The sequence below is a fragment of the Porphyrobacter sp. GA68 genome (assembly GCF_022605525.1).
Lineage (GTDB): Bacteria > Pseudomonadota > Alphaproteobacteria > Sphingomonadales > Sphingomonadaceae > Qipengyuania_B.
In genome coordinates this window covers 498068-510278 of record NZ_JAKQYJ010000001.1, presented here as the reverse complement: position 1 = coordinate 510278, position 12211 = coordinate 498068, and the positions used below count along the sequence as shown (strand labels likewise).

Genomic DNA, 12211 nt, shown 5'->3' with positions numbered 1-12211 from the left:
GAATGAAGCAGTTCCCAAAAAACCGTGCTATAACAGCGTTGTAGGTTAACGTTGAGTGAACTGCCACACGCTGTCGCTGCGGCCCGACACGGCTCCGGGTTCTTTGCGCGCCGCGGACAGCGAGACGTATGCTTTCGATACGTAAAAAAGGCGCCCCGGCGAGGGGCGCCTTTCAAGTCTGTTGGTCAAGCGACTTGCCCGCGGATCAGAAGTCCGCCCGCACGGTGATCCCGTAGGTGCGCGGTTCGGCCAGATAGGCCGAGAACGTCTGCTGCGGTGCCACGAAGGGGGTGTTGAAGGCGACTTGCGTGTAGTCCTCGTTGAAGAGGTTCTGCACCCAGCCTTCGATCGCGAAACGGCCGGCTATGTTGGTGATGCCGATCCGCCCGTTCACCACAACATAACCGTCCTGTTCCTTGCCGAACAGCAGATCCGACCCGGTGTTGTAGTCGCTGGTCATACGCGCGTTGAGGAAGAACAGCCCGCGCGCACCGCCAGGAACGAGTTCCGGCGTGAAGGTTACGGACGAGGTCGCCGTGATTTCCGGAGCGTTCGACAGGTTGTCGCCGGGCAACAGGCGCAGTGCCGGATCAAGCGGCGCGCCCGACGAATTGCCGATCAGATCGTTGCGATAGCTGGTGTCCGAGTAGGTGAAGCCCAGCGCCACAGACAGGTCGCGCACCGGATTGAGAGCGACTTCGGCTTCGACACCCTGGGCGATCACGCCGGCGCGCACGTCGTCCGGAGAACAGGCACCCGTCGCCGGGCTGGCGTCACGGTCGGCACCGCCGAGGTCGGTGCCGCACGCATTGATGTTCTGAACCAGAAATACGGAGCCGTTGAAGGTGTTCAGCTGGAAATCGGAGAACTCCTGCCGGAACGCGGCCAGGCTGACGCTGAACGCGCGCGTGGCATATTTCATGCCGATTTCGTATGCGTTCACCGTTTCCTGATCGAACTGCAATGCTCCGACGTTGATCGCGGCCGGGTTGAAGAACGGCGGATTGGCGAGAGCCGAGCGGTCGAGGTTGAAGCCCCCGGCCTTGTACCCGCGCGAGTAGGAGGCGTAGGCGAGCAGGTCGGGCGTCGGCTTCCATGACAGAATGGCGGTGCCGGTGAACTCGTCCTCGCTGCGGCTGTCGTCGAGCGTCCGGTTGTTCAACTCTGACGTAGAATTGCCTTGGCAGGTCAGGCCGAGAATCCCCTGCGTAAGCGCACCGAGAGCAGGGTTGGTCAGCAGGGGGCCGAGCAGCGCCCGGTTGGCGGGGCAGAAGGTGTTGTCGTTGGTGATCAGCGCGTCGAGATCTTTCGTCTCGTTGGTATAGCGCAGGCCCAGCGTCAGATCGACCGTGTCGGTGATCGCAAAGATGTTGTGGGTGAAGAGGGCGAAGTTTTCCGACCGCTGGTTGTAGATGTCACCATTCGACCCCCGGTCGTTCACCTGCGCGAGGTTGTTGATCCCCGCGATGATCAGCGGCGTGGCCGGGCCGAAGGCACCGGCGCCCCCGTTTGCGGCGGTCAGCGCGGCGACATTGGCGCCAAGGCAATTGGGCGCCGCCGGATTGACCAGCGCTGGATTGATGGCGAGCGCGATCCGGCAGGACGCAAACCTGCCGTACTGCGTGCCAAACCGCAGGTTGTCGCGGACCTGAAGCCGTTCGTTCGCGTAATAGCCGCCGACCAGCCAGTCGACCCGGTCATCGAAGAGCGAGCCCGACAGGCGCAGTTCCTGCGTAAAGGTCTTGAACTGCCGCGCGCCGCCGAAGCTGGTGGGCGCACGATACAGCAGGTCGACGGTGGTGTAATCCGTGTCAGAGCCCTGGAAGTTGTCGTATTCGCGGTAGCCGGTGATCGACGTCAGCGTGGCTCCGCCAAAGCTCCAGTTCAGCTCGCCCGAGACGCCGTAATCCTTGGTTTCCCCTTCATAGCTGCGCCCGGGGGTGACATACAGGTTGCGGTTGAAGGTGGATTGGGTCAGCGCGCGCGGATCCTGTCCCAGCGCGAGCAGCACGGGCACGATCGGGTTCGCCGTGCTGGTCAGCGGCTGCCCGCCTTCCGGCCGCACAAAGCTGTTCAGGCCCGGCGCCACGCGCGCCAGCGGTGCGAAGTCGGGTTGCACGAAAGTGGCCGCGCAGCACGCTTCGTCACGCTTGGCATAGTCGCCGATCAGGCGGAAGCTGATGTCGTCGGTCGGTTCGAACAGCAGTTGACCCCGCACGAAGATGCGGTCGCGGTTGTTGATGTCGGTGTTGTTGACGACGTCGGTGTAGAACCCGTCGCGCTTGAAATAAACGCCGTCCACCCGTGCTGCAAAGGTTTCGCCGAGCGGGGCGTTGACGCCCGCCTCCACCCGGATCGCGTCATAATTGCCGTAGGTGAAGGCGCCGTAGCCGTTGAAATCAAATGTCGGCGGCGCGGTGTAGATGCTGATCAGGCCGGCCGAGGAGTTGCGTCCGCCAAGCGTGCCCTGCGGGCCGCGCAGGATTTCGATGCGGTCGAGCGGACCCAGTTCCGACAGCGCGCTGCCCGACCGCGAACGATATACGCCGTCGATGAACACTGCGACCGAGCTTTCGAGGCCGGGGTTGTCCCCGACCGTGCCGATCCCGCGGATACGGGCGGACCCGTTGGCTTCGTTGCCGGTAGAGGACACCAGCAGCGACGGCGCGACCTGGTTCAGTTCGCGGATGTCGGTGGTACCCGAATTCTGCAGGGTGGCGGAGGAGATGGCCGTCACCGCAACCGGCACGTCGGCCAGCGCCTGCGCACGGCCCTGCGCGGTGACGATGATGACGTTGTCGTTCTGCGTGACATCGGCACCGTCGAGGAGGTCGTTGCCGGTTTGCGCCGTGGGCGCCTGTTCCTGCTGCGTGCCGGTGGCGACCTGCGCCAAGGCGGCCTGCGGTGCCAGGACAAGACCCGCACCGGCCACGGCCAGCGCGTGCAAGGATACAGCTGCCAGTTTCATCAAAACTCTCCCCATCAGATGCCAAGGGCGGGTAAACCACGCCTCTTTGTTGTTAATCCCTACGCTTCCTGCCCGTAAACGCAATCGGGCAGATGTCGCACAACTGTCACGCCGCCGCCGGATGTTGTTCTTTTGCATCACCCGAGGCCGTCAGCAGCCGTTGCTCCACCGCGTCCATCCGTTCGCCGGGAAAGATTTTCTCGCCGCGCAGGTTGGTGACGTAGAAGGTGTCGGACGCCCGCTCGCCATAAGCGGTAATATGCGCCGAATGGACCACCAGGCCGCTGTCGAACAGCGCGCGGGCCAGCCGGTAAAGCAGCGCGGGCCGATCCAGCGCAACCACCTCCACCACCGTGAACCGGCCCGACGCGGCATTGTCGAACGTGACCCGCGGCGCCACCCGGAACGCGCCGGCGCGCTGGTCGGCCAGCGGTCGCCGGTCGAGGCGCTGCGCAAGATCGGCAGCGCCGCTCAGGGCATCGACGATGTTCTTCCGGATCCGGTCGAGCTGCGCCTCCTCGGCCAGGGGCAGGCCGGCGGGATTCTGCACCAGGAAGTTATCAACCGCCCAGCCGTCCGACGTGGTGTGGATGCGCGCATCGATGATATTACCGCCCGCCAGGTGGATGCCGCCCGCCAGGCGGAAGAACAGGCCCGGCTGGTCGACCGCGATGACAGTCACCAGGGTTGCGCCACGATCGGCGTCAAGGGCGCAGGCGACGGCGGCCTGGCGGCCGTCCGCCTTGGCGGCAGCCAGCGCACGCAGGTTGGCGGCGATGACCTGCTCGCTTTCCGCGATCCAGAATGCGTCCCCGAACCCGTCGGTGCCGGCATCGGCGAGCGCTGCATCGGCGCCGAGCAGAGCGGCCACGTTCCGGCGCTTGGCGGCGACCCGTTCTTCGCGCCCGTGCCGGACATGGCCAAGCCGCAACCGTTCTTCCGCCGCGTCATAGAGCGTGCCGAGCAATTGCCCCTTCCAGCTGTTCCAGGTGCCCGGCCCGACCGCGCGGATATCGACTGCGGTGAGGACTGCGAGGTGGCGCAGCCGTTCCAGACCGCCGACGGCGCCGGCGAAGTCCTCCACCGTCTTGGGATCGCTGACGTCGCGCTTGAAGGCGGTGCGGCTCATCAGGAGGTGGTGGCGCACCAGCCATGCGGTCAACTCTGTTTCCTTGACCGAAAGTCCGAAGCGGGGACAGAGCCGCAGGGCGATACCGGCGCCCAATTCCGAATGGTCGCCGCCGCGCCCCTTGGCGATGTCGTGGAGCAGCGCGGCGACATAGGCGACCCGGCGGCTTTCCACCTCGCCCATGATGCGGGTGGCGCGCGGGTGTTCGGCGGCGAGTTCCCCGCGCTCCACCCGGGCGAGCAGGCCGATGGCGCGGATCGTGTGTTCGTCGACCGTGTAATGATGATACATGTCGAACTGCATCTGCGCCTCGACCCGGCCGAAGTCAGGGATGAAGCGGCCAAGAACGCCCGCCTCGTTCATCCAGCGCAGGCTGCTTTCCGGGTCGTTGCGTCCGGTCAGCAGGTCGAGGAACAGGGCGTTGGCGCGGGCATCGCGCCGAACCTCCTCGCGGATCAGCCCGCTGTCCCGTGCCGCCAGGCGCCGGGTTTCGGGATGGATGTCGAGGTCGTGGGCCTGGGCCAGCTGGAACAGCTCGACCAGGCGGACCGGGTCCTTGCGGAACCAGTCGTCCGCCGGCGCGGCAATGCGGCCGCCGTGGACCCGATAACCGTTCAGGCTGCGCGCCCGGGCGGTGAACGCCGCCAGCAGTCCCGTGCGCCGCCGTCTGGCACTCAGCTCCTCCTCAAGATGCGCGAGGAACACGCCTGTCAGGCTGCCGACCCGCTTTGCCTGAAGGAAGTAGAACTGCATGAACCGTTCAACCGCGCTTTTGCCCGGCCGCGGATTGAACCGCATCCGCTCGGCAATCGCCCGCTGCATGTCGAAGGTCAGCCGGTCCTCCGCCCGCCCGGCAAGCACGTGGAGGTGGCATCGCACGGCGAGCAGGAAACTGTCTGCCTGCCGAAAGGCGCGGTATTCGGCGCGTGTGAACAGCCCGGCGTCGACCAGTTCGGCCGCGCGGCGCACGCCGTGGAGGTATTTGCCGATCCAGTAGAGCGTGTGGAGGTCGCGCAGGCCGCCCTTGCCGTCCTTCACATTGGGTTCGACGACATAGCGGCTGCCGCCCATCCGTTCGTGGCGGGCGTTGCGTTCGGCCAGCTTGGCCGCAACGAATTCCTGATGGCTTTCCTGCACGATCTCGCTGCGGAAACGGCGGGTGATCTCGTCATGCAGTGGCCGGTCGCCCCATACGAAGCGGCTTTCCAGCAGGGCGGTGCGGATGGTAAGGTCATCGGCGGCCATGCGGATCGTTTCGTCGGCGGAGCGGCTGGCATGGCCCACCGTCAGCCCCAGATCCCACAGGTAGTAAAGGATCGCCTCGATCACCTGTTCGCACCACGCGGTACGCCGGCCCGGCGTGACAAAGGCGATGTCCACATCCGACCGGGGCGCCATCTCGGCCCGGCCATACCCTCCCACGGCCATGATGCTCAGCCGTTCGGCATCCGTGGGATTGGCGAGCGGATAATCGTGGCCGGTCACATGATCGTGAATGATGCGGACCATCTGGTCGATCAGGAACGAATGGCCGCGGGTAATCTCGTGCCCGGCCGAGGGACTGTGTTCGAGCCGGTCGGCGAGTTCCGCCCGGCCCCGGTCGAGGGCAGCCCGCAGAACGGCCACGATCGCTGGCCGCGCTGCCGCACCGCCGTCCCGCGCCAGCGCGGCGATATCTCCGGCGACCTGCCGCCGGTCGATGATCGCGCGCTGGCGTGGAACCTCGCCTTGGTTCAAGCGGCCTTGGCCTCCTCGGTGTAGCTGCGGCGGAGCGAAACCTTGTCGATCTTCTCGGTGCCCAGGCGCGGCAATGCCTCGCGCGATTGCCACAGCCATTCGGGAACCTTGAAGGCAGCGATGTGCTGCGCCAGGAACGCCTTCAGCTCGTCGGGCGACAGGGAGGCACCTTCACGCAGGTGGTACACCGCCGCGCATGTTTCGCCCAGCCGTTCGTCAGGAACGCCGAAGACGCAGCATTCCGCCACCGCGGGATGGGCATAGATCGCCTGCTCCACCTCCGGACAGGCGATGTTCTCGCCGCCGCGGATGATGATGTCCTTCTTGCGGTCGACGATGAACAAATACCCGTCCTCGTCGAGATAGCCGAGATCGCCGGTGCGGAAGTATCCGTCGGCGGTGAAGCAGGCCGTGGTCGCCTCCTCGTTCTTCCAGTAGCCGAGGAAGTTGGCGACGGATCGGATGCACACCTCGCCCGTGGCGCCCTGCGGCAGCTTGGTCCCCTGGTCGTCCAGAATGGCGAGGTCCACCAGCGGTTCGCTCGCCTTGCCGGTGCTGCCCGGCTTGGCCAGATAGTTTTCGTTGAAATTGCCGCAGCCGACCGCATTCGTCTCCGTCAGGCCGTAACCGAGCAGGGGGAACCCTTCGGGAAAAGCGTCCTTGATCTTGGTGACATGTTCCACAGGGCGCGGGGCGCCGCCGGCGGCGAAGCTCTTGCAGGTTGAAAGGTCGAACTGGTCGCGATCGGGATGGGTGGCGATTTCGTAGCTCATCAAGGGCACGCCAACGAAATAGGTCACATTCTCCGCCTCGATCAGGCGCAGCGCCTCGCGCGCGTCCCAGCGCGGCATGAACACCAGCTTGCGCCCGATGGCGAAGGATTGCAGGAACAGCGGCACTTCGCCGGTGACATGGAACAGCGGCACGGCGACCAGCGCGCAGGGTTGCTGCCCCTCTGGCGGGGCCATGCCCCGGATGGTGAGGACATGCAGGCTCATCACGGTCTGCGCGACATAGCTCAGCGTTCCGTGCACCACCCCGCGATGGTTGGAAAACGCGCCCTTCGACTGGCCGGTCGACCCGGAGGTGTAGAGGATGGTGGCAAGGTCGTCGGGACCGAGTTCAGGCAGCGCGGTCGCGGCGGGGTCGCCGTCGGGCCAGAGCGCGGCGAGCCCGTCGCGCGGCGCGACGCCGTGTTCGATCCGCGCCAGTTTCGCGCCGTGGCGCTGTCCCTGCAGCCGCTTCTCGCGTGGTTCGTCGACCAGGACCAGCGAACATTCGGCAAGGTCGATGCCCTCCGCCAGTTCCTCTCCCGACCAGAACCCGTTCAGCAACGTGGCGCAGCCGCCCGCCAGCAGGACGCCCATGTACGCGATCGCCCAGTTCGCAGAATTGCGCGCGGCGATCCCGACCCGGTCGCCCTTTTGGACACCGTGCCGGGCGACCAGCCCGGCCGCCAGCGCCCGCGCCGCGGCATAGGCTTCGCCAAAGGTCAGGCGAACGTCGCCGTCCACCATGAACGGCTTGTCGGCATGAAGCTGGCAGAAATGGCCGAGGTAATGCGCCAGGCTGGGCGGCGCGCCCTTCAGCGCCGGCATGGTCACGCCGAAGCGTTCAAACGGGACCGTCTCGAACATGCCGCCAGGCGCGGTCAGTCCGGCCATGACATGGGTCAGCTGCTGGTCGAGTTCGGTCGGCATCGATGTGTCTCTCCTGTATGTATTGCAGCTCCTCGCATGCGCCCTTTCTTCACGCGCCAGGCTATGCCAAGGGGCGAGGAAAGCCGGTTGCCAGCGGGGCTTTGCCGGCCAGCTTAGGGAAAAGGCATGGTGCTGTCACTACTGGCTAGCGCGTCGGCGCAGGCACCGATCTACTGGTCCGAACTGGGGCTTCAGCCCGGCATCGATCTCGGCTTCTTCACGCTGCGCTGGTACTCGCTGGCCTACCTTGCCGGGATCCTGCTGGGGTACTGGCATCTGATCAGGATGATCCGGTCGGCCGGCGCCCCCATGGCGCAGCGGCACGCGGATGACCTGTTCTTCTACTGCACGCTGGGCATCATCCTTGGCGGACGGCTTGGCTATGCGACGTTCTACACCGGTGGCGAAACCGGCATCCCCAGCCTTTGGGGCAGGCCTGCGGACCTGCTCAAGCTGTGGGAGGGCGGGATGAGCTTCCACGGCGGTGTCATCGGCGTGCTGGTGGCGATCGCCTGGGTATGCTGGCGCAACCGGCTGTCGTTCCTGCGGGTGTGCGATTACATCGCGGTGAACGTGCCATTCGGGATGCTGTTCGGGCGGCTGGCCAATTTCATCAATGGCGAACTGTACGGGCGGCAGACGGATGTGGCCTGGGCGATGATCTTCCCCACCGATCCTTTGCAGGTGCCACGCCACCCATCGCAGCTGTATCAAGCCGGGCTGGAAGGCGCGCTGATGATGGCCGTGATGCTGTTCCTGTTCTGGCGAACGCGCGCGCGGTTCCGGCCCGGCCTGCTGGTGGGCGTGTTCACCGTGGGCATAGCGGGTGCGCGCTTCATCAACGAATTCTTCCGCGAGCCGGATTCGCAACTGGCTGAATTCACGCGTCAGACCGGCCTGTCGATGGGGCAGTGGCTGTCCGCGCCGCTGATCATCGCGGGGCTGGTGCTGGTCGTATGGGCGCTGCGCCAGCCGCCCGCGGGCAGCGGCGCGCGGGTAATGCGGCCGGATGAGGGCGGCACCCCGGCCGCCTCTTGAGCGGCGGACATGATCTGGGCGACAGCTTTCGCCGCCTGATCCGGCAGAGCGGACCGATCACCGTCGCCCGCTACATGGGCGAGGGCAACGCGCATTATTACTCCACGCGCGATCCGCTGGGTCAGGCGGGCGATTTCATCACCGCCCCCGAAATCAGCCAGATGTTTGGAGAGATGATCGGCCTCTGGTGCGCCGACCTGTGGCAGCGGGCGGGGCGGCCCGCCGATCTGGCATATGTCGAACTGGGGCCGGGCCGAGGCACGCTGGCCGCGGATGCGTTGCGGGCTATGGCGCGGCACGGTCTGTGCCCGCCGGTGCACTTCGTCGAGGGCTCGTCCGCGCTGGCCGCGCTGCAGCAGCAGGCGGTGCCGCAGGCGCTGATCCATGACAGCCTGGGGGATGTGCCGGAGGATGTGCCCATGGTGCTGGTCGCCAACGAGTTCCTCGACGCGCTGCCGGTGCGCCAGCTGGTGCGGACGCAGCGCAGCTGGCGCGAACGCATGGTGGCACTGGACGACGCGGACCGCTTCATGTTCGTCGCGGGCGACCAGCCGATGGATGACGCGGTCCCGGAGGCACGGCGGCAAGCGGAGCCCGGGACCATTATCGAGACCTGTCCTGGCGCGGCGGCGGTTGCGCAGGAAATCGGGCGGCGGCTGCGGGAACACGGCGGCGCGGCGCTGCTCATCGACTATGGTTATCTGGAGCCGGCGACCGGATCGACGTTGCAGGCCGTGCGGGCGCACCGGAAGGTCGATCCGCTGGCATCGCCGGGGGCAGCGGACCTTACCGCCCACGTCGACTTCGCGGCGCTGGCCGAGGCGGCAGAACAGGGAGGTGCGGGGCGGGTGTTCACCGCGACCCAGGGCGCCTTCCTCGAACGGCTGGGCATCACCGCACGGGCCAACGCGCTGGTCGCCGCGCAGCCGGAGCGCAGGGCGCAGGTGGCGGGCGAGCATCGGCGACTTTGCGCACCTGACGAAATGGGTGAACTGTTCAAGGTGATGGCGCTGGTCGCTCCGGGTTGGCCGCCGCCCGCCGGCTTTGCATAACCGTGGCAGGCAAGCCCAGCGGCACTGGAAGCGTCGGCCGAGTCTGGCATCTTGTCCCGCAGCGGTTAAGCCGGGCCGCGATCATCCGGCCCGGAGAATGGAGAATGTTCAGATGAAGCTGATTGCCTTGGCCGCGGTCGCCGCATTTCTCGTCGCCGCTCCGCTGGCGGCAGCGCAGCCGATCGAAGGACGCTGGATAACGCAGGACGGTGACGCGGTCGTGACGGTGGCGCCGTGCGGCCGCAGCCTGTGCGGCACCATCAGCCGCTTTCTTGTCACGCCCCCGGAAGGGGCGGGGCAGCGCGACGTCAACAACCCCGACGCAAGGCTGCGAACCCGGCGCATCCTTGGCCTGCCGGTCCTGACCGATTTCAGCCCCGACGGCGACGTCTGGCGCGGGCGCATCTACGATCCCAAGAGCGGGCGGACCTATCGTTCGGTGCTTGAACGGCGCGATGCCCGAACCCTGGCGGTAAAAGGCTGCATCGGGCCGATCTGCCGGACACAGCTCTGGCGGCAGGCGCGCTAGCCTTCGGCGGCTTCAGTGTCCTGCGCTGGTGCCGGCGGTTCGTAGGTGATCCGCCTGACCTGGATGCGCTTGCCCTCTGACCTGAGGGTCAGGAGATCGCCGCTGCGCATCTGACCCGGTGTCCAGCAACCTCCCTGCGCTTCGGGCAGGTCCGGCGTCAGGCACAGCTGGCCGTCGTCGCCAAATACCCAGGTGCCGGTCTGATACGGATCGCCATTGCGCAGGTCGCGGTAGGTGCCGCCCTGGTCGAGGTAGGTGACGAACACCGTGCCGTTTTCCGCCGTGCTGCGCCAGGCGGTGTTGGCGAAGTCGTCGGGTGCCGGAGATGCGGTTGGGCCAGCTTCCGGCTCCGCCGCCTGGCTTGCGGTTTCCTGCTCCGCCGTTGGCGAACAGGCTGTCAGGGCAAAAGCGAGATAAAAGGCGGGCTGCGCGGTTCGCATGACGCCGAGCGTAAGCGGGTCATCAAGCACAGGCAAGCCGATTGCCCCGCACTGCGCCCTCAGCTAACGCGGCCGCAACAGCCTGCCCGCTTGTGTCACAGGGCTAGAGAGGTTTTCCTAAAATGCGCGCATCCCCCCAGTTCGATTTCCAGCTCGGCGACACAGCCGACATGATCCGCGAGACGACCGGCCGCTTCGCCGACGAACAGATCGCGCCGCTGGCTGAGGCCGTCGACCGGGAAGACAATTTTCCGCGCCAGTTGTGGCCCCAGATGGGCGATCTTGGCCTGCACGGCATCACCGTGGCCGAAGCCGACGGCGGGCTGGGCCTGGGCTATCTCCACCATGTCCTCGCCGTGGAAGAGGTCAGCCGCGCCTCGGCCAGCGTCGGGCTGTCCTACGGCGCTCATTCCAATCTGTGCGTCAACCAGATCGCCCGCTGGGCCAATGCGGACCAGAAGGCGAAGTATTTGCCCAGGCTGATCAGCGGGGAACATGTCGGCTCCCTCGCCATGAGCGAGGCTGCGGCGGGCTCGGATGTGGTGTCGATGAAACTGAAGGCCGACAAGGTGGATGGCGGCTGGCGGCTGAACGGGCACAAGTTCTGGATCACCAACGGCGCGGAAGCCGACGTGCTGGTCGTGTATGCCCGAACCGATCCCCAAGGCGGCAGCCGCGGAATAACCACCTTTCTGATCGAGCGCGGGATGGACGGTTTCTCGATCGGCCAGAAGATCGGCAAGCTGGGGATGCGCGGGTCGCCCACATCCGAACTGGTGTTCGACGACTGCTTCGTGCCGGACGAGAATGTCATGGGGCCGGAAAACGGCGGGGTCGGCGTTTTGATGAGCGGGCTCGATTACGAGCGCGTGGTGCTCGCCGGACTGCAGCTTGGCATCATGCAGGCGTGCCTCGACACGGTGTTGCCCTATATTCGCGAGCGCAAACAGTTCGGCAAACCCATCGGCGCGTTCCAGCTGATGCAGGCCAAGGTCGCCGACATGTATGTCGCGCTGCAATCGGCCCGCGCCTATACCTACGCCGTGGCGCGGGCGTGTGATGCTGACCAGACTACCCGCTTCGACGCGGCAGGCGTCATCCTGTTGGCGAGCGAAAACGCCTTCCGTGTCGCGGGCGAGGCGGTGCAGGCGCTGGGCGGGGCGGGCTACACGACCGACTGGCCGGTCGAGCGGTATCTGCGCGATGCCAAGCTGCTCGACATCGGGGCGGGAACCAACGAGATCCGCCGGATGCTGATCGGCCGCGAACTGATCGGGGCGGCCGGCTGATGGACGGGCCGCTCGAATGGACGGCGGCGATCGGCACGATCATAGCCGCCGCGATGGTGGCATCCGATCTGGGGCGCAAGGTGACGGGCGCGGGCTTCGTGCTGTTCTCGATCGTGGCGGTGCTGTGGGTGTATGCCGGCCTCACCGCGCCCGATGGGATGCCGCTGGCGGTGCAGAATGGCATCCTGCTGCTGGTCAACCTGTTCGGCGTTTACCGCTTTCTCCTGTCCCGCCGAAATGTTGCGATCATCAACCGCATGGAACGCGCCGCGCCCGGTATCGAGGAACAGGTGGACGACATCCTGGAGCGCGAAGAAAGGCGGCATTGA

General features: G+C 66.3%; 9 protein-coding genes. 5 read left to right on the top strand and 4 right to left on the bottom strand.

Going from position 1 to position 12211, the window contains the following annotated elements; translation table 11 throughout:
• Positions 1-205: 205 nt before the first annotated feature.
• The 3 genes from LHJ54_RS02490 to LHJ54_RS02480 all read right to left on the bottom strand — a co-directional run bounded on the left by LHJ54_RS02490 (position 206) and on the right by LHJ54_RS02480 (position 7534).
• Entirely contained in the window at positions 206-2968 is a 2763-nt protein-coding gene (locus LHJ54_RS02490) for a TonB-dependent receptor (RefSeq protein WP_228242366.1), read from the bottom strand.
• Positions 2969-3074: 106 nt separating this feature from the next.
• Entirely contained in the window at positions 3075-5834 is a 2760-nt protein-coding gene (locus LHJ54_RS02485) for a [protein-PII] uridylyltransferase (RefSeq protein ID WP_228242365.1), read from the bottom strand.
• The gene (locus LHJ54_RS02480) at positions 5831-7534 is read right to left on the bottom strand and encodes a class I adenylate-forming enzyme family protein (RefSeq protein WP_228242364.1); all 1704 of its coding nucleotides are present in this window, start codon (positions 7532-7534) and stop codon (positions 5831-5833) included. The genes LHJ54_RS02485 and LHJ54_RS02480 overlap by 4 nt, the downstream gene beginning before the upstream one ends.
• A gap of 126 nt (positions 7535-7660) precedes the next feature.
• Between LHJ54_RS02480 and lgt the strand changes: the two genes are divergently transcribed.
• From lgt to LHJ54_RS02465, 3 genes are all read left to right on the top strand, one after another.
• A complete protein-coding gene (gene lgt / locus LHJ54_RS02475; RefSeq protein ID WP_228242363.1) occupies positions 7661-8572 on the top strand; it encodes a prolipoprotein diacylglyceryl transferase in 912 nt (303 codons plus the stop codon).
• Positions 8569-9624 (top strand): class I SAM-dependent methyltransferase, encoded by a 1056-nt coding sequence (locus LHJ54_RS02470; RefSeq protein ID WP_228242362.1) that lies wholly within the window; start codon positions 8569-8571, stop codon positions 9622-9624. Before lgt ends, LHJ54_RS02470 begins: the two co-directional genes overlap by 4 nt.
• Before the next feature lie 112 nt (positions 9625-9736).
• Positions 9737-10153, top strand: a complete 417-nt coding sequence (locus LHJ54_RS02465) for a DUF2147 domain-containing protein (RefSeq protein ID WP_228242361.1) — start codon at positions 9737-9739, stop codon at positions 10151-10153.
• On the opposite strand, the gene LHJ54_RS02460 is transcribed toward LHJ54_RS02465, so the two are convergent.
• Positions 10150-10593 carry a hypothetical protein gene (locus tag LHJ54_RS02460; protein ID WP_228242360.1) on the bottom strand — a complete coding sequence of 148 codons (444 nt, stop codon included), beginning with the start codon at positions 10591-10593 and terminating at the stop codon, positions 10150-10152. The genes LHJ54_RS02465 and LHJ54_RS02460 overlap by 4 nt on opposite strands.
• 122 nt (positions 10594-10715) lie before the next feature.
• Here LHJ54_RS02460 and LHJ54_RS02455 point away from each other — a divergent pair, with 122 nt between their 5' ends.
• A complete protein-coding gene (locus tag LHJ54_RS02455) occupies positions 10716-11882 on the top strand; it encodes an acyl-CoA dehydrogenase family protein (RefSeq protein WP_228242359.1) in 1167 nt (388 codons plus the stop codon).
• Entirely contained in the window at positions 11882-12211 is a 330-nt protein-coding gene (locus LHJ54_RS02450) for a hypothetical protein (RefSeq protein ID WP_228242358.1), read from the top strand. The genes LHJ54_RS02455 and LHJ54_RS02450 overlap by 1 nt, the downstream gene beginning before the upstream one ends.